The sequence below is a fragment of the uncultured Imperialibacter sp. genome, assembly GCF_963974565.1.
GTDB lineage: Bacteria > Bacteroidota > Bacteroidia > Cytophagales > Cyclobacteriaceae > Imperialibacter > Imperialibacter roseus.
Genome location: NZ_CAXBCJ010000006.1, coordinates 23,021 through 47,571 on the forward strand (window position 1 = coordinate 23,021; position 24,551 = coordinate 47,571).

The 24,551-nt window shown below is 47.0% G+C and carries 14 protein-coding genes and 1 pseudogene; 8 read left to right on the forward strand and 7 right to left on the reverse strand.

What is annotated here, in order from left to right:
- The 4 genes from AAC052_RS09945 to AAC052_RS09960 all read left to right on the forward strand — a co-directional run bounded on the left by AAC052_RS09945 (nt 1) and on the right by AAC052_RS09960 (nt 7,435).
- On the forward strand, nt 1-909 hold the full coding sequence (locus AAC052_RS09945) for a type IX secretion system membrane protein PorP/SprF (RefSeq protein WP_339812928.1): 909 nt from the start codon (nt 1-3) through the stop codon (nt 907-909).
- Nucleotides 910-1,250: 341 nt separating this feature from the next.
- Complete coding sequence (locus AAC052_RS09950) at nt 1,251-1,658, forward strand: hypothetical protein (RefSeq protein ID WP_339812929.1); 408 nt, start codon at nt 1,251-1,253, stop codon at nt 1,656-1,658.
- Nucleotides 1,659-1,674: 16 nt separating this feature from the next.
- Nucleotides 1,675-6,594 carry a M6 family metalloprotease domain-containing protein gene (locus AAC052_RS09955; RefSeq protein ID WP_339812931.1) on the forward strand — a complete coding sequence of 1,640 codons (4,920 nt, stop codon included), beginning with the start codon at nt 1,675-1,677 and terminating at the stop codon, nt 6,592-6,594.
- A 34-nt stretch (nt 6,595-6,628) separates the two neighbouring features.
- Nucleotides 6,629-7,435, forward strand: coding sequence for a CPBP family intramembrane glutamic endopeptidase (locus AAC052_RS09960; protein ID WP_339812933.1), 807 nt, complete (start codon nt 6,629-6,631; stop codon nt 7,433-7,435).
- Nucleotides 7,436-7,502: 67 nt separating this feature from the next.
- Here AAC052_RS09960 and AAC052_RS09965 read toward each other — a convergent pair whose 3' ends face one another.
- From AAC052_RS09965 to AAC052_RS09975, 3 genes are all read right to left on the reverse strand, one after another.
- Nucleotides 7,503-10,472, reverse strand: a complete 2,970-nt coding sequence (locus AAC052_RS09965) for a glycoside hydrolase family 3 N-terminal domain-containing protein (RefSeq protein ID WP_339812934.1) — start codon at nt 10,470-10,472, stop codon at nt 7,503-7,505.
- A 62-nt stretch (nt 10,473-10,534) separates the two neighbouring features.
- Nucleotides 10,535-11,602 carry a dipeptide epimerase gene (locus tag AAC052_RS09970; protein ID WP_339812937.1) on the reverse strand — a complete coding sequence of 356 codons (1,068 nt, stop codon included), beginning with the start codon at nt 11,600-11,602 and terminating at the stop codon, nt 10,535-10,537.
- Complete coding sequence (locus AAC052_RS09975; RefSeq protein ID WP_339812939.1) at nt 11,583-12,659, reverse strand: DUF1611 domain-containing protein; 1,077 nt, start codon at nt 12,657-12,659, stop codon at nt 11,583-11,585. Before AAC052_RS09975 ends, AAC052_RS09970 begins: the two co-directional genes overlap by 20 nt.
- 289 nt (nt 12,660-12,948) lie before the next feature.
- Between AAC052_RS09975 and AAC052_RS09980 the strand changes: the two genes are divergently transcribed.
- Nucleotides 12,949-14,310: a D-alanyl-D-alanine carboxypeptidase gene (locus AAC052_RS09980; RefSeq protein ID WP_339812941.1), complete on the forward strand. Its 1,362-nt coding sequence runs from the start codon at nt 12,949-12,951 to the stop codon at nt 14,308-14,310.
- Nucleotides 14,311-14,387: 77 nt separating this feature from the next.
- Here the strand turns inward: AAC052_RS09980 and AAC052_RS09985 are convergent, their stop codons facing one another.
- From AAC052_RS09985 to AAC052_RS09995, 3 genes are read right to left on the reverse strand one after another with little or no spacing between them, the layout of a single operon-like run.
- On the reverse strand, nt 14,388-15,746 hold the full coding sequence (locus AAC052_RS09985; RefSeq protein ID WP_339812945.1) for a TolC family protein: 1,359 nt from the start codon (nt 15,744-15,746) through the stop codon (nt 14,388-14,390).
- A gap of 20 nt (nt 15,747-15,766) precedes the next feature.
- Nucleotides 15,767-18,940: an efflux RND transporter permease subunit gene (locus AAC052_RS09990; RefSeq protein WP_339812947.1), complete on the reverse strand. Its 3,174-nt coding sequence runs from the start codon at nt 18,938-18,940 to the stop codon at nt 15,767-15,769.
- Nucleotides 18,941-18,950: 10 nt separating this feature from the next.
- Nucleotides 18,951-20,081, reverse strand: a complete 1,131-nt coding sequence (locus tag AAC052_RS09995; protein WP_317492146.1) for an efflux RND transporter periplasmic adaptor subunit — start codon at nt 20,079-20,081, stop codon at nt 18,951-18,953.
- A 399-nt stretch (nt 20,082-20,480) separates the two neighbouring features.
- On the opposite strand from AAC052_RS09995, the gene AAC052_RS10000 reads away from it, so the two are divergent.
- The gene (locus tag AAC052_RS10000; RefSeq protein ID WP_317492147.1) at nt 20,481-20,768 is read left to right on the forward strand and encodes a hypothetical protein; all 288 of its coding nucleotides are present in this window, start codon (nt 20,481-20,483) and stop codon (nt 20,766-20,768) included.
- Nucleotides 20,769-20,770: 2 nt separating this feature from the next.
- On the opposite strand, the gene AAC052_RS10005 is transcribed toward AAC052_RS10000, so the two are convergent.
- Entirely contained in the window at nt 20,771-22,048 is a 1,278-nt protein-coding gene (locus AAC052_RS10005) for an acetyl-CoA hydrolase/transferase C-terminal domain-containing protein (protein ID WP_339812950.1), read from the reverse strand.
- A 128-nt stretch (nt 22,049-22,176) separates the two neighbouring features.
- On the opposite strand from AAC052_RS10005, the pseudogene lhgO reads away from it, so the two are divergent.
- Nucleotides 22,177-23,385: pseudogene (lhgO, locus tag AAC052_RS10010) on the forward strand (L-2-hydroxyglutarate oxidase); the annotation flags it as partial.
- A 70-nt stretch (nt 23,386-23,455) separates the two neighbouring features.
- Nucleotides 23,456-24,550 (forward strand): ThiF family adenylyltransferase, encoded by a 1,095-nt coding sequence (locus tag AAC052_RS10015; RefSeq protein ID WP_339812952.1) that lies wholly within the window; start codon nt 23,456-23,458, stop codon nt 24,548-24,550.
- Nucleotide 24,551: the final 1 nt, after the last annotated feature.

Genomic DNA, 24,551 nt, shown 5'->3' on the forward strand with positions numbered 1-24,551 from the left:
ATGAAGAACGTCCTCTGCTTATCCGGCCTTTTATTTGTTGTTCAGTGCTGCCTTGCCCAGCAGGATGCACTCATGAGCACCTATCAGCTGAACCAGCTATTTATTAATCCATCGTACGCTGGTGTAAACGACATCACAAGCTTCGATCTGCATTACCGCAGCCAGTGGGGCAACCTCAAGGGTGCACCCAGAACCATGCTGCTTTCAGGCAACACTTCACTTGTCGACAACCAGGTAGGCTTGGGTGTGTCGGTGCAGCACGACAATATTGGTGTGATCGAAAAGACCGACATTAACCTGGCACTGGGCTACAAAATCAGGCTGGACAGCACCTACAGTTTGTCGTTTGGTTTGCAAGGTGGAGTGAATGCGCTCAACTACAATTTCGGAAAACTGACCCTGGACGACCCTTCTGACGAGGATTTTGTTTTCAGCGGCCTGTCCTACTCCAAACCTAATTTTGGTACGGGCATCTTTCTTTCGTCCAAAAATTTTTACCTGGGACTGTCTGCCCCAAGGTTGCTCAAGGTAACCCAAGAGCTTGACGGTGGCAACCAACGGTACCACAGGCAGCTGTATGTCTCCAGCGGGCTCATCTTCGACAAAATACAGGCGGTAAAGCTAAAAGCATCAACGCTGGTTCGTTACAGTGCTGACACTCCCCTCTCCTTTGATCTTGGAGCCAGCGTGCTGATGCTGGATGCGGTATGGGCCGGGCTCTACACAAGAAGCTTCAATACAGTAGGCATTAACATCTTCTTTATGGCGGAAGGTGGCCTCAGGCTGGGCTATTCGGGAGAACTCGCCACCAACAGTTTGGCACCTTCGAGCTTTAGTACTCATGAAATCACACTTGGCTATGACCTCAGTCTATTTCCTAAACAGGTGCCCAAGGTGAGGTATTATTAACCTTCCAAAACGGGAGTTCTGATCTGCATAGAAAAAGAACTAAATACCTCTAAATCACACAAAAAGCTACATCTTCTTTCTCAAACTGAACAGCGTCTCTAAACATGCAAGAGCTGGGTCAAATCTTCCCTCCGGGCTTTTGTTGTATTTTTACAAAAAATATAATGCCAATTAGTAGAATTGCGTATATTCATCCTTGTGTATACGCCTACTCCATTTCGGAGATTTTTTTAACAAAAGCTCAAGTCTGCTGACCCATAGTATAGCTTGGACTTCGTGTAACTTTAAATATCTACTGGGGTATCTTTTCTGGGAACACTAGTAATCAGGATTTATTAACGATGAACAACAGACTATCGGGTACAATTTTTTCAAAGGTCTTCTTTTTGCTGACCCTAATCTACGGCATTACTATCGCCGGATGTAAGTCACAAAACACCGGTACTTCTGAAACCAAAGAGAACGACGTTGGCGGAAGCAGTACTACAAGCCCCTATGCGCTAACAATTCAGCAAAGCGATAACACTTCTATCCAAATACTAGGCAAAGGCAACAGGCAAAATCCTTATACCGAAACCATTGACGGCTATACTATCCTGAGAAACGAATCCAAAATATATGAATATGCGGTACCCCGATCGAACGGTAAACTTGAGTTAAGTGGTGTTAAAGCCAACGATCCTGATCAGAGAAAGCCTGAAGAAGTCCAGTTTTTGAAAACGATTGAAACACATTTAAGAAACCAATAGCTCTAATACTTTCACTATGAGAACCAGCTTTAAAGTGTTTTTTTTACTCGCACCATTTTTTGTTTCACAACTCTGTGCACAACCCGGTTTGAGTCCTTCAAATTGTCCTGCATCTCCCTACGCTGTGGAAGTCACCCAGCCCGACAACTCTAAACTACGGGTAGTTGGCAAAGGCAATATGGCCAACCACCACACGGAAACGGAGGATGGTTATACGGTAGTAAAAAACGCAAAGGGTATTTATGAATATGCAGCGCTAAAAGATGGGAAACTGGCCCCGTCTGGTACAAAAGCTTCCAACCCGTCGGCCCGGGAAGCTTCTTCCAAATCGTTTCTAAACAGCCAACCCAAACACTTACGAGGAGCGATAAGCAAATCTGCTTCAAGCAACTCTCCCATGAATGTCAATCAAAGTAACTCGCCAGGCATCGAGTACGCCTTCCCTACCGCAGGAACCAGAAAAGTGCTGGTAATTCTCATTAAATACCCCGACCTGGCCAACACCTACACCGGTACCGACTTTGATGACATGATGAACGAAGTCAACTATAATAGCACGGGAAGCTTCAGAGACTATTTTCTGAAAGTTTCTGATGGCGAACTGGACGTAGACGCTGATGTATTCGGGTGGTACACCGCAGAAAATAATTACGAGTACTACGGGGATGAAAATGGCGATAATGTGGCCAGAGAATTGGTGGGCGAGGCCATTGATGCTGCAGAAGCTGCCGATGTAGATTTTTCAATTTATGATAATGACAATGACGGCTTTGTTGATGGGGTGATCATAGTGCATGCAGGCCCCGGCGCTGAGGAAGGTAGCCAAACACAATATATCTGGAGCCACAGGTGGACACTTCCTGGCAGCTATGGCAGAACTTACGATGGCGTAACGTTCTATGATTACATGATCAACCCCGAAATCCGTCAAACCGACAACATGGTGGGTATCGGCGTCTTTTGTCATGAATTTGGACATGGTCTTGGCCTGCCAGATCTATATGATATCGACGATTCGAACGGAGATTCAGAAGGCATTGGTAACTGGGGGCTGATGGCAGGAGCCGGCTGGCTAAATAACGAACGAACACCTGGTTTTATGAGTGCATGGTCCAGGGCAAAATTAGAGTGGGTCAGTCCTACTTTAATAGGCAGCGGCGACTATTCACTGGATCCTTCGGTTAGCAGTACTACAGTGTATAAGATAGCCACCAACGACCCGAAAGAATACTTCTTGCTTGAAAACCGACAAAAGACCGGTCAGGACGCTTACCTACCCGGAGAAGGGCTTGCGATTTGGCACATCGACGACAATAAAATCACCAACGGTGACGAAACCCACAAACTTGTAGACCTTGAAGAGGCAGATGGGTTAAACGGTCTCGATAATGAAACCAACCGTGGCGATGCTGGCGACCTCTACCCTGGCACGAGCAGCAATACGTTGTTTGACGATACATCTAACCCAAACGCCAAGCTGTATTCTGGCAGCGTCAGCAATATTCAGGTGTCTGCAATTATTGAAAACGATTTGCAGGTTTCATTCACACTCCTACAGGGAGATATCCCTAATCCCTGCGAAGATGCCATATCAATAGCTGGTACCGGAAGCGAAAATTCAGAAACTTTTACCGGTGGTGGTGAGGGAGATTGGGACCTCGCTCTGTGCGACAGTTCTGCACCTGGGACTGAGCAAATCTATAGTTTCACTGCTCCTTCCACTGGTCTCTATAGCCTAGAAGTAACCTCAGCCACCGGAGCCGTAGATTATGCCTGGAACACAGCTTGTGGGCCGGCAGGTTGGGTTTGTATCGGCGATATTGATGCTATTGGCACCTATGGGTCAATGCCGTTGACTGTCGGAGAAACATACTATCTGCTGCTGGATGACGAAGATGATGACACTGGAAGCACCCATGAATTTTACATAAATGAACCAACCACCCCGTGTGAAAATATCACAGCGATTACAGGAACAGGGTCGGAAAACAGCTATACATATGCCAGTGAGGGTACGGGTTTGTGGAACACTGAGTTTTGTGACTACTCTACACCAGGAACAGAGCAGGTTTACAGTTTCACTCCTTCCGAAACAGGTTTCTACAGCCTCGTAGTGACTTCTGCCACAGACTGGGCTGACTATGGATGGAGCACCAGCTGTGATGAAGTGGGGTGGAATTGTATTGGGGACATCAACGGGGGTGGAACTTATGGCTTTATGGAATGGACTGAAAGCGTGACATACTATGTTTTAATTGATGCTGAAGACATCACGTCAGTTACACATGAATTTTATATCGAGGGTCCTGTTGGTGGCGGTACCGTGTGCGAAAACGTGATTGCAATATCTGCGACAGGGGAAGGAAATACTCAAACCTATTCTGGAGCTGGAACAGGGCAATGGAGCACCAGCTTTTGCGGGTTCTCCACACCTGGTATTGAACAGGTTTATAGCTTTACGCCAAGTGCCTCTGGTTCCTACAGCGTCGTGATCACGTCAGCCAATGGCTGGGTTGATTATGCCTGGGGTACGAGCTGTAACATCGATGGTTGGGACTGTATAGGTGATATTGAAGAGGGCGGTACATATGGAGAAAGATCTTTGACTGAAGGGGTAACTTATTACCTGTTGCTTGATAGTGAAAGTAACGTTTTAGGTACCCACGAATTTTACATAAGTGATCCTGTTGTAGGCCCGTGTGATGAGGTGATTGAAATTACTGGCACAGGGGCCGAAAACCCTATCGCTTTTGAGGGAGGGGGTACCGGGGCATGGAGCACCAACTTTTGTGGATATTCAACCCCTGGAAAAGAGCAAATATATCGCTTTGTAGCTCCATATACCGGAGACTACTCAATTACTGTGTCATCAGCAACTGACTACGTCGACTATGCCTGGGGCACCAGCTGTGGGTCGAGCGCCGGTAATTGGAGTTGCATCGATGACATTGTCTACCCTGGCACCTACGGATCCTTGGCATGGACTGCCGGCACGACGTATTTTCTGCTACTTGACGACGAAACGATAAGTGGAAGCAACCACGAGTTTTATATCAACCTCCCTGAAAGGCCCGAAATTGAAGTCACCCCTACCTCCCTCACACAAACGCTAACAGAAGGCAGATCGGGATCTAAAGAACTCACTATCCAGAATACAGGCGATGGCGAGCTTACTTATTCTATCAGCCTGGAAGAGGATTGGACGGGTGTAGACCCTGCTTCCGGAACCATTGAACCTGGTGAATCAGCTTTGATCACCGTCACCTTCGATGCAACAGCACTGACGCCCAACGTATACCAGTCAGATATCACCATAGCCAGCAATGACGATGATGAGGCAGAAACCGTAGTGACGACGTCACTGACTGTCGAGGAACTCATTGAATACACCATTTCCCTTGCAGCTAATCCCGAAGAAGGAGGAGAAGTAACAGGTGCTAAAACCTATGAAGCCGGTGAGACAGTGGAAGTGACAGCGGCAGCGGCAGCCGGCTATGCTTTCCTCAATTGGACTGAAGGAGCAACAGAAGTCTCATACAACGCTGTTTATAGCTTTACTGCCACCGGAGACAGGTCGCTTGTCGCCAACTTTGAAGAAGTGATTAGTATTGCTGCAACGGCAAGTCCATCAGCCGGAGGCACGGTAACAGGCCACGGGGATTTTAGCCCAGGCACAGCGGTTAGCCTTACAGCAATAGCCTCAGAGGGTTACAACTTCGTTGACTGGACGGAAGGCGAAACAGAAGTATCGACAGAAACGGAATTTAGTTTTACTGCTTCTGCTAACAGAACCCTGGTTGCCAATTTCCAGATACAGTCATTTGTCATAACGGCGGTTGGCGACTTTACCGATGGTGTAAATGTGACTGGCGGTGGCACGTACAACTTCGGAGAAACAGTTTCGCTGCTCGCAATTCCAGGCATAGGGTATGACTTTGTCAACTGGAAGGAAGACGGAGAAATAGTGTCTGAGCTTACTTCAATGAGCTTTCTCGCCAAAGCGAACAGAGACCTGATCGCCCATTTCCAGCCACAGACCTATGAAATACAAGCCACTCCGAATATCGCAGGTGCTGGGGAGATAAGCGGTGCAGGAGCCTATAGTTATCTGGCGTCCGCAGAGGTGACAGCCACCCCTTCTGCCGGATATAGTTTTGTCAATTGGACAGAAAATGGGCAGACACGGTCGAGCAATGTCACTTTTGGTTTTACGGTAACGGGGAACAGAACCCTCGTGGCAAATTTTGAATTAAAATCATTTGCAATCACAACCACTTCCAATCCAGTGGAGGGTGGTTCTACAGTAGGATCAGACAACTACTCCTATGGAAGTTCTGTTTCTGTAGTCGCAACTCCTGGAACAGGGTATAACTTCGTAAACTGGACCGAAAACGGCACTGAAGTCTCGACAGATTTGACCTACACGTTTGTCATCGGGCAAGCCAGAAACCTCGTCGCCAATTTTGAACTCAAATCTTTCGAAATCACAGCATCAGCAAGCCCTGCCGAAGGAGGTGCCGTAGAAGGTACAGGCATCGTCAACTTCGGAACGACAGTTACCTTGACCGCAAGTCCTGCCACCAGCTACGAATTCATCAACTGGACAGACAATGGATCTGAAATAGGCACCAATCTATCCCTTAGCTTTACAGCCGAACAAAGCCGCTCGCTGACGGCCAATTTTGAATTCAACCCATCCACTTCGGTAAAGTGGGAAGCCGAACTGGCTACCGTCTACCCCAATCCGGTTACAGACTACCTAACCGTTGAAATGGATGATTTTGTACAGGCTGTAGTTTTCGAGTTGACCGGAAAAGAAATTCACAGGTCAACATCAAAAAGTCTTGATCTGAGAGATTTGCGGCCCGGCATGTACCTGATCAAACTGGAGGATTCGGATCATAGGCAGATGTCGTTTAGAGTGATAAAGGAGTAATCTTGAGCTTTTATATATCATAATTTTGCAATAAATGGAGGAGACCACCCAAACCTACTATCCCACCCTCAAGCAATCGTTTGGATTAATAGGTCTCCTCCTGCTTTTTTCTCTGGCCGGAGCTATTCCGATGATCATTATTAAAGGAATGCATTTGAACAACGGTGTTTATGAGCAGGTAGCCCAACTGGCTATGTATGTGATTTCGTTTGCTCTTGTTATCGAATTGGCCTGGAAAAACATTCGGAAACAAGGGCTTTGGGATCCAACTCCTAAACGGCAAATGGTTGGCATGGAAATAATTGCAGTACTAGTGATAATGACGATTGCCACGATCATCATTGTCGATCCAATTATAGAGCTTATTCCCATGCCGGAATACTTCAAACGGCTTTTCGAAGAGCTTATGAAGCCGGATCTGACTAGCTTTCTCACATTAGTTGTTGCTGCGCCTATTCTCGAAGAGCTACTTTTCAGAGGTATTATTCTTGAAGGACTTCTTAAAAACTACAGCCCCCCAAAAGCCATCATCTGGTCCGCACTTATTTTTGGAATCGCACACTTCAACCCCTGGCAGGCAATTGGCGCCACAGCGACAGGCGTCTTGATTGGTTGGGCTTATGTCAGGACAAACTCCTTAATCCCTGGCATCATCATACACTTTTTCAATAACCTGTTTGCCTTCGCTCTGATGGCATTCATCAGCGGTGATGTAGAGGACATGACGCTGCCCAATTTAATCGGGAATAATGCGGTGTACCTGGCCATACTAGCTATTGCTTTGGCAACACTTGTCGTTGGCTACCGCTTTATTGAGAGGTGGAGTGAAATAAAAAGTTGATTCCCCAGCGCAAAGATCCTCTTTTGCCAATCTTCTTTCTGGCGTCCGCCTCGAGTTTCAATCCACCTTACCTCACCCCCATCTCCTCATACACAATCGTATGGATCGTTGGTCTTACGGCCAGGTCGTAGATGGCCGTGCTGTTTCTGGTTGGATACACCCGGTTAGACAAGAACACGTACATGAAATCGTACTCGGGGTCGAGCCACACGAAAGTGCCTGTGTAGCCTGAATGCCCAAAGCTTGAAGGCGATGCCTGGCGGGCTACGCTGCTGCTTCTCTTATTGTATTCAATCAGTGGCTTGTCGAAGCCGATCGCCCGGCGGTTGCCCTCCTCGCAGAACTGGCAAACAGAAAACTTCTCCAGCGTTTGAGGCGAAATATAGCGCTCTCCACCGTAGGTACCCTCATTCAGGTACATCTGCCACATGGCCGCCAGGTCGTAGGAGCGGGCAAATAGCCCGGCGTGACCCGAAACTCCATCGAGCATGGCAGCCCCCTCGTCATGCACCACGCCATGCAATTGGGTCATGCGGAAGTAGTTGTCGTTCTCTGTCGGAATAATACGATCCAGAGAATACTTCCTTCCCGCATTGTAACCAAGTGTTGTGCCACCTATTCTATCATAGAAATTCTCATTCAGGTATTCCTGAAAGTCAGTGCCAGTCAACGTTTTTACGATATCCGGATACAGGTAGAAGCTCATGTCGGAATACACATAGCCAGGCTCAGGATTGAGCTTCGACTTTTTGATCTTCTTCAGCAGTGTTTTTTTGTAGTCTTTGTACTCATACAAATTATCTGTGAGCTTGATAGGATAATCGGCAGAGGGCGTGAGTGACAACGTGTGACGTTTGTAGCTGCTATCTTTTTTGTACGCTGATTGATAGAACGGAATCCACGACTTTAGCCTCGCCTGGTGTGTGAGAATATCAATGAACTCCAGCTTGGCTTTGTTTGACCAGCCGAAGTACGGATAGTAGTCTTTTAACCTGGCATGCAGATCGAACTTGCCGTCATCGTGCAGCTTCATGATCGCTGCCAAAGCCGCCGTAATCTTTGTTACCGAGGCCAGGTCGTATATGTCTGTTTTCTTCACTTCCAGCAGGCTGTCGTAGGTGTGAAAACCGTAAGTTTTATGGAAGAATACTTTCCCCTCTTTGGCCAGCATCACTTGTCCCCCAGGAAAAGCTTTTTTCTCAATAGCCAGTGTCATGGCACTATCAATTCGGGTTTCCAGCGTCCGACTGTTGATGCCCAGCTCCTCTGGCAACGTAAATTTAAAGCGCACCCCACCCTCAGTGGTCAGTCCGTGTCCGGCAGGCCATCGCTCATTCACCGTTACAGGCAAGTGCCCTTTGGCTCCAATGCCTCCGAAAATAAGCTGAGCTGCCATGTCTTCAGCTGTTGCGTGCTCCTGATAGGTCGTAAATACCGCATCCGGCTCTGCTATCCAGTCAAGTTTGGAAAGCGTATAAGGATTCCTCATGGCCGCTACCACGGTTGCTTTGCCTTCGACAAGCTCTTTCACAAACGCCTGCACGTTGGCTGACATCCCTTCCCTGTTATTAGCTCTGAGCCCGGAGTGCAACCCAATGAGTACCATGTTGTAGCTTTTCAAGCTATCCCTCACTGCCTCTATTTGCGCTGGGGTTGCATCATTGGGCAATACCAGATGAGGCATTTCAGTATAATCATTCAGTCGGTGCTGGAAAGGAGAAATCGCCTCTACTCCTACGCTAAGGCTTGCCAGCTCCAATGTATCGAGTCGCTTGAGAGGCAAAAGGTCGTTCTTGTTTTCCAACAAAGTAACAGATTCCTCAAACAGCCTCCTGTTAAGCATTTCGTCGCTGGGCCGGTGCAGGTCTTCTAAAACGTGCTCATTGCTCAAAGGACTCCAGCGAGTCATGCCTGTCACATATTTGCCCATCAAAATCTTTTTCACGCTCTCAGCCAATCGCTGCTCTGTGATCTCTTTCTTTATCACAGCCGCTTTCAGGTACTCAAAGGCAACATCCACGTCCTCTGCAAACTCCAGCGCATCGTTGCCGGCCAGAAAAGCCTTTTTCTCCAGCTCGCCTGAAGCGTGGTATTTGGTGACGCCTTTCATATTCAGTGCATCGGTATAAATAATCCCCTTGTAGCCAAGCTTTTCTTTCAGCAAGTCGGTTACCACAGGCTTCGACAAGGTAGTCGGCAAATTCGGCGTATCGTCCAATGTCGGAATTGACATATGGGCCACCATAATACCGGACACGTTGGCTTCGATCAGCTTTTTGAAAGGGTAAAGCTCTACACTATCAAGCCTTTGCATGTCGTGCTTAACAACCGGAAGGTCGTAGTGAGAATCCGTACCTGTGTCGCCATGGCCGGGAAAATGCTTTGCCGAGGCCAACACCCCCTGGCTTTCCAGCCCTTTCACATACGCCAACCCTCTTTGGGCCACCTCGTCCCTGTTCTCGCCAAAAGAACGGTAATTGATCACCGGATTGTTAGGGTTGTTATTCACGTCTACTACAGGCGCAAAATTGACCTGCGTCCCTACCCTCTTTAGCTGCCGGGCAATCGCCTGCCCCATTTGCTCGATCAAGGTAACGTCTTCGATAGCACCCAGGGTCATCTGGTAAGGAAACGACATCGTGCTGTCGAGCCGCATGCCTACACCCCACTCGGCGTCCATAGCGATGGTTAAAGGAAGTTTGGCTTCCTTCTGTAGTTTGTTGATCAAATTGATTTGCCTGACCGGGCCACCCTGAAAAACCACCAAGCCGCCAACATGGCGCTCTTTGATAAGTCGGATAAGTTCCTGGGTGTGGGCTTCGTCTCTGTTCGAATATGCCGCTATCATGAGCAGCTGCCCTATTTTCTCATCAAGTGTCAGGGAGGAATAAACCGAATCTACCCATGCTCTGGCTTTCTCTACTTCGTTGAGTTGCTCAAAGGGCCGTGGAATGGCAGTCTGAGCATAAGCCGAGGTGAAATGAACAAGGACAAGAGAAAAGAAAAAGGTAGCTCGCAGGTAGGTTTTAAACATCATCGATCAGGTTTACTAAAAATACAATTCTACTTAGAAGTTAGCCAGCAGGCAAAACCCATTAACTAAAGCTTCTTAACGCCCAATCCGGGCTTATCAATCAAACTCATCATGCCTTCTTTGATGGTAAAGCCGCCCGACACCACATCTTTGGCCAGATCGAGGCTACCATCGAGGTCTATATACTTTGTGTGAGGGCACGAAAAGGCCACATGCAAACCAGCTGCAATGCTGATGATGCTTTCGTCGTTGCAGCCCCACATCAGGTCAATGCCTGCCTGTCTGGCTATGGTGGCAATTTCTCTGGCTGGCTGAATGCCCCCGCATTTCATCAGCTTGATATTGTAGATGCCGGCTGCCTTGGGATTGTTGGCCAGGCTGAAAGCATCTGCCGGGCCCACCAGTGATTCATCGGCAGCCACCAGGTTCTTCACATAATCGGGAAACTTGCGGTACTCAGCAATGGCCGACTGCTTCAGCGGCTGCTCTATCAGTTCAATGTCAAGATCCTTTGTCGCACTTACATAGGAGATCGTTTCGTCAAAATTCCATCCCTGGTTGGCGTCGATCCTTATCAGGGCCTTATTCCCAATATGCTTGCGAAGGGCGATCGTTCGCTCGATGTCCTCCTCTATCGTCTTACCAAGTTTGACCTTGAGTATTTTGAACCCACCTTTAATAAAATCATCTGCCTCTCTGTGCGTCTCTTCAATACTCATAATCCCAATGGTAACCGAAGTAGCCATCGATTTGTGGTGAGCACCCAGAAAGTGAACCAATGGCACACCCAGGGACTGTGTGAATAGATCGTGCAGGGCCACGTCGAGTGCTACTCTGCATCCCGCACTGGAATCAAAATTGGTATGTATTCCATTGAGTAGTTCGTAAAAGCACGAAACGTCAGAACCCTTCAGAAAGGAGAGATCACTGGAGGTTAAAGTTTTATAACATTCACCTACATCCTCATTCACCACATACTTACTGGGGTTGGCCACGCCCATGCCAACCATACCGTTGTCTGCAACAAGCTCCACAATCACGTTTTCCACCGAATCCACTGTTTTGTAAGAAATGGAGTACGGCTTAGCCAGTTCCAGATTTTCCTTGCGGATATTAATTTCCTTTATTCGCATTCTTTCGTTTGATCAACTCTCTAATTGGTCCTAAAATGTCATCCACTCCTCTTTCCACTGGCAAAGCCACCGGAATACCCAGTTTTTGCTCATACTCCTCTTTGTGCCGAAGCGCCTGATCAATAGTAAGGCCTCTTGTGTTGAGCGTCACTGCAATAACTTCCTTGCCATACATTTTTATCAAAGCAATGTCCTCAGTAATTGGGGGTATCTTGGCATCCAGGTACTCAAAACCGTCGTAGTGAACCCTGGCGGGAGCATGTTGCAAAACCACACCGTCCACGTCGCCAGAAAGCAAAAACTCGGAACCGCATGGCCCGCTAATGTTACGCAAGGCTGCCTGTCCTTCAATCACCATCAGGTCCGGGTTCAGGTCCCTGTCACAGGTTACGAGGGCATTTTCCAGCTCGCCCGACACATAGTCGTTGTAAGTGGAGTCGAGGATAAACCCGTACTTCCATCCTTGCATCCACCCCGTTTGTCCTGTGTAAATCATTTCGGAAATCATACCCTCCTTACGGATGGCCTCCACTATAAACTTGGAGGTGGTGCGCTTTCCAAGTCCGCAGTCGGTGCCCATTACTGCAATTTTGGCAGATTTTATTTTGTATACGTCACCCGTCCAGAACTTCAGGTATTTCCGTTCCCTTGGCTGCCTGATGTCGTGAATTGTGACACCCTTCTCTCTGGCAATAGCAACCAGTCTCTCATTGTCGTTAAGAAATGAGTGAAGTCCGCTGACCACGTCCATACCATTTTCCATGGCAGTAACAACGTCTTCTTCCATCGACTTTGGCAGCTGACCACCTTTCGGAGCCACTCCCACCACACAGTTTTCGGCCTTGCCGCCTGCAGCTATGAAGTCTTTAACTGTTTTGTAAATAGGAATTCCTCTTTCCCTACCATCCAGCACTTTGCCTGCATCCTGGCCAAAAAACACTGGATCGATGACAGCGAGGATATCATATCTGACAGATCCCCTGATAAGCCCGTGGGCAGTTTTGGCCGACTTCGTATCAAAGCTGCCATTGGACAATACGATTGATTTTAATTGCATAGATTGTGAAAAGACAAATAACAAACTCCAAAGCACAAAGAAATTCCAAAAGCCAAAGTTTAAAAACCCAAATGGCATACCCGAGGTAAATCAGCCACATGCGGTCAGCAGATGGTTCGATTGCTTCGGGAACTGGCGCCTATTTGACATTTGTCTTTCGTTATTTGGCGTTTTCGGTCTTCGGTGTAAATTTTACTAAAATTCCACACTCTTCGTTCATAAATTAGAATTTTTCATTGAAGCATTATTTATTCGGGCAATGGTAAGGATAGCAGCTACAAAAAACCATATGAAAAGAAAAAGTACAGCGTTCCCTGCTGATAGACCGAAGTCTCTTGACTACCTGTGGTTTACGTTGGCAGTAGTGCTCCTGGCCACTCAGTTTTCGTGCTCACCGCAACTTGTGCTCAGCAAAAAAATAGTGCTGAAACAAATGGTCAGCAGGTCGCCGGATTTTGCCGATCATTTTACTGGCTTTGTGCTGTATGACCCTGAAACGAAGACTTACCTCGCCGAGCAGAATGGCGACAAGTATTTCACACCCGCCTCCAACACCAAACTATTCACCTACTATTCCGGCCTCCGATTGCTAGGCGATTCCATCCCAGCCTTGAAGTACGCCGAAGCCAACGACACGCTTTTCTTTACCGGCACAGGCGACCCCACCTTCCTGCATCCCGACTTCGAGTATCAACCGGCTTTTGAGCTTCTGTCAGACTCCACTAAAGCGCTGATATGGCAACCTGAAAACTACAAGGATCCGGTTTTTGGGCCAGGCTGGTCGTGGGACGACTACCTCTATTATTATCAGCCAGAAAGAGCGGGGTTGCCAATGTATGGCAATTTCATCCGATTCAGCATGTTCCCGGGAGACACAATGCCGAAGGTAAACCCTCCCTTCTTCCAACAGTTTGTGGAGGCGAGACCTTTCGAAAAGCAAAGAACATTGGTAGAAAGAGACCTTAGCTACAACTCTTACCTGTTTTTTACACCTGAAAAACTCGATACAATAGAGAGAGACGTACCTTTCAAGTACTCATTTTCGCTGGGAAGGGAGCTGCTTCAAGACACCTTAAAGAAGCCTGTCGTCTTTGGTTACAAGCCGGATAGTTTACCATGGAAAACCCTCAAAGGCTATCCCTCGCAAAAAGTGTATCAGGCCATGCTTTGGCCAAGCGACAACTTTATTGCGGAACAGATTCTGGTGATGTGCTCGTCTGGGTTTGGGGATACCCTAAGTGGCAACAATGCCTTGTGGTTTGTGAAGAACAAATACCTCAATGATTTGCCAGATGCACCTATATGGCATGATGGCTCTGGGCTATCGAGGTACAACATGTTCACGCCACGAAGCCTGGTGGCCTTGCTGGAGGAAACTTCTACGCTAGTTGAACAAAAGGAGTTATTCAGGACGCTGGCTATTGGTGGCCAGGCTGGCACCATACGCCGATGGTATGCAGGCGAAACAGAGCCCTATGTTTTTGCCAAAACTGGCACCTTGAGCGGCGTGCACTCTCTCAGCGGATTTATAAAAACCAACTCAGGAAAAGTGCTGATCTTCAGCTTTATGCACAACAATTACCCAGGGTTCACTAACCCTATCAGAGAGCAGATGCAGGAAGTGCTGGAGTTTATAAGGGACAGGTATTGAGGAATTTGAGATTTCTGATTTGAAATTAATGGTTCGCTTAACTTCAAATCAGAAACCCCAAATCAAAATCTTCATGGTTATTCGGTTTCGTATTCTTCCAGAATGCCGCCGGTAAGGCGCATTAGCTCCACTTCTGACTCCACAAGGTTATACTTGGTCTGAAGTTCACTCAACGCAGACCGCAAATAGTTCAATTGCAAATCACGGAAGTCGAATGAGCTGATCGTTCCATTACGATAACGATCCTCACCAAGGGTCAAATTGAACTCAGCTGTTTGTCTGTTTTCAATAGCAATCTGGTAAAGCCGTGCCCGAAGGCGATAAAACTCCAGTGTATTGATTAGATTGTTCTTAAGGCTTTGTTTCAACTCATCAACCCTAATAGCGGCTATTTGCTCGTTGACCTTTGCATTTTCAATTTGTCGACGGATTCTACCTCCGTTAAATATCGTAAAGCTGAGTGTAAAGTTGGCGTTGTAGTTGGTGTTGCCCGACTTGATGCCTGACTCACCCGCCATTCCGTTTGAAAAACTAGCTTTAGTTAGGTTCTGTACCTGGTTATTGTCAGACCCACCCAACGTCATGGTTACGCTAGGATACATCGCCGACCTGGCAATGCCAATGTCTCTTTTGAAAATCTCCTGATTGATGTACTGATTCTTTAGGTTGCTGTTGTTCGCCACCATCCTTGCATACAGCTCATCCAGCGTAAATGGCTGAATTTGCACGGTCAGTGAATCAGTCAAATCGTAGCTCGTTTCCACATCAATACCAAGCAGCAGGTTCAGGTTTCTTATGGCATTCTGAACATTGTAAAGCTGGGTGATGTAATTGGAGGAATCAGTCAGGTAGGCGCTTTTGTCCTGAAGAATGTCAAATGTAACGGCACTTCCCAACTCCCCCTTGAGCTTGCTGTAGTTGTATTTGTCCTTAGAAAGCTGAAGACTGCGTTCGAAAATAGTCAATTGCTCTTCCTGAAGACGAACAGTATAGTAGGCTTCAACTATCCCCTGTATGCTGTTTTCAATCACAATGGTCGCATTTCCCACACTCTGCTGTTGTAAGAACTCCAGCCTCTCCTTGGTGATTTGAACATTAAAGCCATTAAACAGCGTCCAGTTAAGCGACAAGGAAGGTTGCAGATTTCTCGACTGAATAGCTCCCTGCACAAAAGAAGTTGGGTTATTGATTTCAGTCCGGCTGAATCCCTGAGAGAGGTTGAAGGTTAGCGACGGATACAAACCAGCCTGCCCCCATGAGTTGTTACGGGTGGCAATATCAATATTCTGCTTTTCAATCTTAATTGAGAAGTTATTGTCCAGACCTGTGGCAATCGCTTCAGAAAGCGACAGTTCCGTTATGTTTGGTTCTTCGGTCTGGGCATATGAGTTCAGGATGGCCAACGCCATCCCGAACGTTAAGAGTATTTTCTTCATTACAATTGTTAGATCAATGATTAGCTAAGGGCGTAGCCCTTTTTCATTTCTTTCACTGCCGGCTCCACCTCTTCTTTGTTAGGCTTCTCTCCACCAAATAGCAGCCACTTGGAGTATACCCTGATGTCGTTCATCACCATCAAAAACACGGGGAAGAAGAAAAGGATAAACAGCGTTCCCAGCGCAACCCCATAGGCAATAGATATGGCCATTGGGATCAGGAACTGTGCCTGGAAGCTCGTCTCAAGAATGATAGGATAAAGCCCTGCTACGGTTGTTGCCGACGTAAGTACAATAGGTCTGAATCTACTAACACCGGCATCAATCACGGCATCGTGCATGTTCATGCCTTCTTTGAGGTTTCTGTTGAATTGGTCCACCATCACAACGGCATCGTTGATAATTACACCCGATAGCGCCAGCATACCGTAGGCACTAAGAATAGACACTGTCTTGTCCTCAATCCAGTGCCCAAAAATAGCGCAAATGAATCCTAGTGGTATGAGCGAGAAAATCATGAATGGCTGTAGGTAAGACCTTGTCGTAAGCATCAACAGAAGCAAAGTAGCCACCAGACAAAGGCCGAAAATAACCGCACCCGAATCAAGCTCTCTTGAAGCACGACGCTGCTGGCCTTCGAAAGAATATTCCAGCGAGGGGTGCTTCGCCATAATCGGCGGCATTATATCAGCAGTAATTTTCTCAATCAGTGGAGGCATGGATGTGTTATTATTGGCCAGGTCGGCTTCGACTCTTACCTCCCTCTTTCCATTGAACCGGTTAATGCTTAGCACACCTCTTTCGACTTCGTAACTGGCCAGCTGCGATAAAGGATACTCAGCACCATTAGCTGTTCTGATTTTCATCGACTCGAGCTGGCTTACATTAATCCTATCCTCTTCAGGGTAGCGCACCCATACTCTTACTTCGTCGGTACCAATGATGAGCCTCTGCACTTCTTCACCGAAAAAGCCCTGGCGAATTTGCTGAGTTATATCCTGATGATTCAAGCCCATGAAATACGCCAGCGGCTTTAGCTCAAGCTTAATTTCCCGCTGCCCTATGGCCGAATTGTCCGTAATATCTTTCAGTAGATCAATCCTTCTCAGGCTTTCCTTCAGCTCAGCTTTTGCCTCCTCTATTTCGTCAATAAACTTACCTTTCAGTGCAATAGAAACAGGCTTCCCCCATCGCTGAGCCGCCCCTACTGTAAAGTTCTCAGCTTCGGGAATGGGCCCTATTTTCTTCCGAATTTGGTTAGCAACCTCGAACGCTGAAATGTTTTTACCCTCAAGGTCTTCGAAATTAACTCCAACATATCCTACATGGCTGCCGCTGCTACTTCTGCTTGCGCCGGTGCCAATTATTATGTCCACTGATGAGAAGAACGGTTCTGTTAACCCAGCCTCCTTCTTCATTTCTTCATGCACTTCCCATACCTGATCCTGAAATCTTCTCAGGTAGTCTTCGGTGATGCTTTCTCTGGTGCCAGGCTTGAGCATCAAATCGACCTGCAAATCGTCGAAAGGCGTTCGGGGGAAAAACTCAAACCTTATCAAACCTCCTTGTGACATCCCCACTACCATCATCACAAACACCAACGGCCCCATCATGGCAATCCAACGCCATTGAACCAAAAACTTAATGGAGTTTCCGTACAACTTGAAACGAACAAAGTCAATGCCTTTCTCCATTGTTGTCCTGAACCGGTCATACAACGTATCCGGCTTTCTCTTCGACAAAATGGCTTTAGAGGCCAGGTGAGAAGGCAGAATTAAGAAAGCTTCCACAAGCGAAAAGCCAAGGCAGGCAATTACCACCACTGCCATTTCATAGCTGAATCCACCGTTGTCCAGGAAAATCAGTGTTACAAAAGCCAACATAGTAGTGGCAACCGAAGTAAACACCGAAGGCATCATTTCTAATGTACCATCCACCGCAGCCTGTTCGGGTGTTTTCCCTTTTTCAAAATGGGTATAAATATTTTCGGAGATAACAATACCATCGTCCACGAGTATCCCTACTACCAGGAGCATCCCAAATAACGACAGCATGTTAATAGTGATACCTGCTATGCTGCCGACCACAAACATGGCCAGAAAGGAAATCGGGATACCTGCAGCCACCCAAAACGAAAGTCTCAATGACAGGAATAGCCCTAGTGTGATCATTACCAACACGAGGCCCAGCACAAAATTGCTGGTTAACAGGTCTATTCGCTGCTCAAGTATCGAATAGAAATCAAAGTTTGTAAACAAAGTTACGCCTTCATTCTGTGCATTGAAATCTGCTACGTACTTGTCCAGATATTCAGAAATGGCAAGCAGATCCTCCTCAGGCAACTTGCTTACAGAAATATTTACAGCCCTTACATTATTGCTATAATACTTGTTGGGGATGTCAGCAAAACCTAGTGTAACGGTGCCAATATCCTTGAGCAGCACCCGTGTGCCATCGGCATTGGCCTTCAAAACGATATTCCCAATTACTTCTGGGTCATAGTCTTTGGCATTAGCCCGTATCCTTATTTCTTCCTCTGATGTTTTGATAGTACCGCCCGATACGTCACGGTTGTTTACACGAACCGCATTGGCTACTTGCGTAAACGTGATACCGTAGCGAGATAGATTCTCCTCCGGCACCTCAATTGATATTTCCAGATCAGGGAAACCCGACACCCTTACCTGGGTAATCAGGCCCGATTTAAGAAGGTCGTCTTCAATCTTTTCTGCAATGGTCTTAAGTTCCCTAAGGGGCACATTCCCTTTGAGGCCGAGGAAAGAAGCCATGCTGGTGGATTGCTGCTTGAAGACCGTCGGCTTCTCAGCACCTACGGGAAAGGAGTTGATCCTGTCAACTGCGTTTTTTACTTCGGTGAGAACTTCGTCAAGTTCATAGTTGGTTGATGTTTCAATGGTGATGGAAGCTGAGTTTTCGCTCGACACAGACCTCACCTCCACAATACCAACAATTCCCTTCAGTGCCTCCTCTATTTTAATAGTAATACCCTCCTCCATTTCCTCCGGAGCCGCACCCGGGTAAGACACCGACACGGTAATCATGTTGGGCGTTCTTTCAGGGAAGAAGGACTTCTTCATGGTCAGGAAGCTGGCCAGCCCCAGAAGAAACACCGCAAACAGTATTACGTTGGCCCAAATTGGATACTTAATAAAGAATGATAAAATTGTTCTCATATCCTCGGGGTTATTTAATGATTTCCACTTTCATTTTCTCAAATGCATTCAGCGGGGCCTCGGTCACTAGCGAATCTCCTTCCTTCAGTCCTGTAATCAGATAAGTATTTTCATTGTTTTTGATCACTGACACACTTCTGCTGCCCAGCTGTCCATTATTGTAAACAAAGACTTCACCTTTATTCCTCACCACACCTCTTGGCACTTCTATAGCGTTGTCGACCATTTTCCCCGGAATCACAACCTTCAGGTATAGCCCGTCATACAAAGCCTGCTTCTGGTTGTTTTCCACCGACACATACACATGGAAAGTCTGTGTAGTGGGATCGATATAGTCTGTCATTCTGATGACTCGTCCCGTCAGAGGGTTCGACTCATCCTCACCCTTTATCACCTTCACCCGCTTGCCAAGCTCTACAAACTGAATGTCCTTGGCTTCAATGGGCACCTTAATTTCGAAGGCATCAGTACGCAGGATTCGGCCGATATTGGATCCGGGGTTTACATAAGTTCCAGGCTCTATATTAACGACAGAAATACTGCCATTATAGGGAGCAATCATGTGGTACTTTCTCAGGTTCTCCTCAAGTCCCCTAATAGAATAGAATTCACTTAGAATGTTCTTGGTGGCTAAAAAAGTCTTCTCCTTGATGTCTGTTATTTCAGGAAGTTCCGGAAGCGGGCTATCTGTTTTAATGTTCCCAAAATAGGTTTGCCACGCTGGGAAACTGCTGGCATAGTCCACTTTCAGGTCTGGCAAAATTGAAGCGATGAGGTTAAGGAAACTGCTTTTTCTCGCTTGAAGATTCAGCCTTGTTTCTACGTCATTGACCCTAACCAGCAGTTGGCCTTTCTTAAAATTCTGGCCTTCCTTCAGTGGTACATCACCCATGATCAACCGTCCTCCAACCTCTGCCAACAAATCGATGGGCTGCGAAGAACCTACTCTGCCATAGGCTTCAACTTCCGTTTCAACGTTCTGGAAAGCCACTTCCCTCACCTTCACATAGTTGACAACAGCAGGGGCTTCTTTTTCAGGGGGTAGTTCCTTTTTTGCCGCCAAAAAGCTGTAAAGGCCAATGGAACCAGTCACCATTAACACGACAACGAGAAACGCAATGAGTTTTCTTCTTAAAGACATAGAAATTTATAGGTCAAAATTATATTACTTAGTTATGTGAAGGCTGTCTAATGCTAAATAATGGATTCTATTTTTACAATAGGCTCTAATCTCGAATAAACCCGCTCAGGGTGGGCTTTGTTTTCTGCTGTGGATTAATAAAAGCAATACGCCGACAGTTTGCTGCGTACTGTCTATCGGACGCAAAAAGCTTGCAAAGGTTGTTTAAAATGCGGATAATTTTCCTGGTTTCGGACGATTGGCTGAATTATCGGGAAGTTCTACCAAATTTCATAGAAGAGTGGAAGCTGTTCGGGGAAATGCCTGCTAATTGGTAGCTGCATCAGTTGATATTACCTCAGCAATTGGCTAAATTGAGCAAGACTCAAAGGCATCAACCCACTGTCAAACTTGCGAAGAATGGATGACAAGGAGAAAATCCTGACACTTCACCCACAGGGTAAAAAGGGTGTGAATATTATGAAACATAAATATGATGTGATTTATGATTTCATAGCAAAGGAGTTGAAAGACGGAAAACTCAGGACATTCGAAAGCCTTTCTGACCAGGCAGTGAGGGAGTTGACAGCCTCATTCGATGGAAAAGTGATGTGGTATTTCGTTACCGTTAAACTGGATATGGAAGCCAGAGGAATTATTGAGCGAGTTCCTAAGACCAGCCCCCATCAAATTCGGCTGCGAACGTAGCATCACACCTTCCCAAACCTTTCAAATGCCTTCCTTTCCAATGCCTCCCTGTGGTCGGGGTGGGCTATATCAATTAGCAAACGAGCTCTTTGATGCAGTGTTTTTCCGTACAGGTAGGCCACCCCCCATTCGGTAACTATATAATGAACATGGGCTCTGGTAGTCACCACCCCGGCTCCTTCTTTGAGAAATGGTACAATCTTGCTTTCTCCTCTGCCCGTGACCGAAGGCAGGGCTATGATCGGCTTTCCTCCTTTTGAATAGGACGCTCCTCTTATGAAATCCATTTGTCCCCCTACTCCGGAGTAGTGCAGCGTGCCGATGGAGTCAGCGCAAACCTGGCCTGTGATATCAATTTCGATGGCCGAATTGATTGATGTTACTTTGGGGTTGCGACGGATAGTGGCCACATCGTTAACAAAAGCGACATCGTAAAGATTGACCGATGGGTTGTTGTCGATAAAATCATAGGTAAGCTTGCTGCCCATTACAAAGGTTGACACAATCTTGCCTCTGTTAATAGCCTTCATGCTGCCGTCGATTACGCCGGATTCTACCAGCGGCACCACGCCATCCGAGAACATTTCGGTGTGAATACCCAAATGCTTGTGGTTGGTAAGCTGAGAAAGCACTGCGTTGGGAATGGCTCCAATACCCATTTGCAGGGTGGCACCGTCTTCTACCATGCCTGCAATGTGCTGACCAATCTTTTTCTCAACCTCACTGATCGGAGGCGAAGGCACTTCATGTATCGGCACTTTTCCATCAACCAAATAGTGAAACTTACTCACCGGTAAACAGCTGTCTCCGAAAGTACGAGGCATCAATGGATTCACCTGAGCAATCACTACCTTAGCCGTTTCAATCGCAGCCAGAGTGGCATCCACAGACACGCCGAGCGAACAATAGCCGTGTTTGTCAGGTGGGGTAACCGAAACAAGCGCCACATCAATCGGGAGGATTTTCTCTCTGAAAAGCCTAGGAATCTCACTTAAAAATATGGGTATGTAGTCAGCTCTATGCTCCTGCGTAGCTTTGCGCACATTGGCACCCACAAAAAGCGAATGAACGTGGAAGCTTTCGGCATATTCAGGCTTTGCATAGTCAGCAGAGCCCTCGGTGTGGAGGTGCATAATTTCCACATTTCTTAGCTCGGGCGCTTTCGCCACAAGGGCGTCTATCAGTACCTTGGGTGCCGCAGCCACACTGTGAATAAAAACCCGGTCATTAGACTTTACAACCTTCAGCGCTTCCTCGGCACTTACAACTTTCCTTTCCATGATTGAGATGATTTATGTTGGTACAAAGGTATTACCCACTATAAAACGTCAGGATGATTTCGCTACCAAAGTATACTGATTATTATCATGCAGTTATAATTCACCTTTGAGTCTTATATTCGCAACATCAACTGAAAAGCATGCAATACGATATTACGATCATTGGTGGAGGGATTGTGGGATTGGCCACCGCTTACCAACTAAAAAAGAAACGACCCGGACTTAAGGTTTTGCTCATCGAAAAAGAGCCCAGACTGGCAGCTCACCAAACGGGCAACAATAGTGGGGTTATCCATTCCGGCTTATATTATAAGCCAGGGAGTCTGAAAGCGACGAATTGCATCAATGGCTATAACATGCTGCTTGAATTTTGTAACGAACAAGGAATTGAGTATGACCTCTGCGGGAAAATTGTGGTAGCCACGTCGAAAGAAGAGTTACCGCTGCTGAATAATCTTTTTGAAAGAGGTATCCAAAATGGTCTGGTGAAAAATGAACGGCTTACTGCGGAGCAATTAAAAGAAAAGGAGCCATACGTAAATGGCATTGAGGGGATTTGGGTGCCTTATACCGGCATTATCAGCTACAAAGATGTATCGGCCAAACTGGCCGAAGTGATAAGAAAAGATGATGGTCAGATTCATATAAGCGAAGCAGTTAGGGAAATCAGAAAGGAAGCCGGAGGTTGCACGGTGGTCACTAATAAGGACACCTACCAAACGAAACTGGTGGTGAACTGCGCCGGTCTCTATTCCGACAAAATCGCCCGGATGACCGGACAGGAAGTCAATATCAAGATTGTGCCATTTAGAGGTGAGTACTACAAGATAAAAGAAGAAAGAAAGTACCTGGTCAAGAACCTGATCTACCCGGTACCGGATCCTAATTTCCCATTCCTTGGCGTACACTTCACACGAATGGTGGGCGGCGAAGTGGAAGCTGGCCCCAATGCGGTGCTGGCCTTCAGAAGAGAAGGATACAGCAAGTCAAAAATCAACCTTTTTGAGCTGGTAGAAACACTGGCCTGGCCAGGATTTCAGAAAGTGGCCTGGAAATACTGGAAAACAGGCTTTGGCGAAATGTACAGGTCGTTCAGTAAAACAGCTTTCACCACTGCCCTGCAAAAGCTCCTTCCTGATTTGAAAGAGTCGGATCTTGAACCGGGCGGAGCAGGTGTGCGTGCCCAGGCTTGCGACCGAAACGGTGGCCTGCTCGACGACTTCCTGATTTTGGAAAATGACATAGCTGTGAATGTTTGCAATGCGCCGAGCCCGGCAGCCACCTCCAGCCTTTCGATAGGAGAAACCGTATCGAATATCGTACTCAAGAGGTTTTGAGTGCAGCGTGAGAAGTGCGAGGGTGAGGATAAACCTTTTTACTTTCACTATTAACTGATAAATTTCTTCCATGTCCAGATACGCTCGTCATTTGTCGCTTAAAGAAATAGGCCCAGCTGGTCAGCAAAAGATTGCGGAAGCCAGGGTACTGGTGATTGGTGCGGGCGGATTAGGCTGTCCCGTCTTGCAATATCTTGCTGCAGCCGGCGTAGGGCGGATTGGCATTGTTGACAACGACGTCGTTTCCATCAGCAACCTGCAACGACAGGTACTCTTCAGAGAAAGTGACATAGGCAAAAATAAGGCTGGAGCTGCCAAAAGCCACCTAATGGCGCTGAACTCCACTATCGAGTTAGTAGCTTACGAGGAGAAAATCACCTCTGCAAATGCACTCGATATTGTCGCCGGGTTTGATCTTGTGATCGACTGCACCGACAACTTCCCCACCCGCTACCTCATGAACGATGTATGCCTTTTGGCAGACAAGCCATATATCTATGGTGCGATTCATCGGTTTGAAGGGCAGGTGGCCGTGTTCAACCTCACAAAAGAAAGTGCTAACTACAGAGACCTCTACCCTACTCCTCCAGCGGCCGGTTCGGTGCCTACTTGCGAACAAGAGGGCGTATTAGGTGTGCTTCCAGGACTTATCGGAACCATGCAGGCCATAGAAGCACTCAAAATCATTACCCAGTCTGGCGAAGTGCTGGATAGTGCCTTAGTAATGCTTGGTGCGTGGGACAACACCCGCCAGCGGATGATGATAAAGCCAAAGGGTACCAGAGCCAAAGTGACCAAGCTTATCGACTACGAGGCGTTTTGCGGCATTAAGAACTACCAGGAAAATATGAAAGAGATAACCGTTCAGGAGCTAGACTCATGGAAGAAAAACGGCGTCAGCTTTCAGCTGATCGATGTAAGGGAGGCCCACGAATATGAAACGGTGAATATGGGTGGAGAACTGATGCCCATGAGCGAGCTTCAGGAGTATCTGGACTTGATTGATAAAGACCGTCAGGTGGTAGTTCATTGCCACCATGGAGGGCGCAGTGCCTCGGTTATTCAAGCGCTGCAATCACGGTACGGGTTCGACAACCTCTATAACCTCATCGGCGGCATTCATGCCTGGGCCGAAGAGATTGATCCAAATCTTCCAACTTATTAAA

Excerpts from the sequence above, each read along its gene's own strand:
- AAC052_RS09945 (WP_339812928.1), top strand. The coding sequence starts at position 1 with ATGAAGAACGTCCTCTGCTTATCCGGCCTTTTATTTGTTGTTCAGTGC.
- AAC052_RS09950 (WP_339812929.1), top strand. The coding sequence starts at position 1,251 with ATGAACAACAGACTATCGGGTACAATTTTTTCAAAGGTCTTCTTTTTG.
- AAC052_RS09955 (WP_339812931.1), top strand. The coding sequence starts at position 1,675 with ATGAGAACCAGCTTTAAAGTGTTTTTTTTACTCGCACCATTTTTTGTT.
- AAC052_RS09960 (WP_339812933.1), top strand. The coding sequence starts at position 6,629 with ATGGAGGAGACCACCCAAACCTACTATCCCACCCTCAAGCAATCGTTT.
- AAC052_RS09965 (WP_339812934.1), bottom strand. The coding sequence starts at position 10,472 with ATGATGTTTAAAACCTACCTGCGAGCTACCTTTTTCTTTTCTCTTGTC.
- AAC052_RS09970 (WP_339812937.1), bottom strand. The coding sequence starts at position 11,602 with ATGCGAATAAAGGAAATTAATATCCGCAAGGAAAATCTGGAACTGGCT.
- AAC052_RS09975 (WP_339812939.1), bottom strand. The coding sequence starts at position 12,659 with ATGCAATTAAAATCAATCGTATTGTCCAATGGCAGCTTTGATACGAAG.
- AAC052_RS09980 (WP_339812941.1), top strand. The coding sequence starts at position 12,949 with ATGAAAAGAAAAAGTACAGCGTTCCCTGCTGATAGACCGAAGTCTCTT.
- AAC052_RS09985 (WP_339812945.1), bottom strand. The coding sequence starts at position 15,746 with ATGAAGAAAATACTCTTAACGTTCGGGATGGCGTTGGCCATCCTGAAC.
- AAC052_RS09990 (WP_339812947.1), bottom strand. The coding sequence starts at position 18,940 with ATGAGAACAATTTTATCATTCTTTATTAAGTATCCAATTTGGGCCAAC.
- AAC052_RS09995 (WP_317492146.1), bottom strand. The coding sequence starts at position 20,081 with ATGTCTTTAAGAAGAAAACTCATTGCGTTTCTCGTTGTCGTGTTAATG.
- AAC052_RS10000 (WP_317492147.1), top strand. The coding sequence starts at position 20,481 with ATGGATGACAAGGAGAAAATCCTGACACTTCACCCACAGGGTAAAAAG.
- AAC052_RS10005 (WP_339812950.1), bottom strand. The coding sequence starts at position 22,048 with ATGGAAAGGAAAGTTGTAAGTGCCGAGGAAGCGCTGAAGGTTGTAAAG.
- AAC052_RS10015 (WP_339812952.1), top strand. The coding sequence starts at position 23,456 with ATGTCCAGATACGCTCGTCATTTGTCGCTTAAAGAAATAGGCCCAGCT.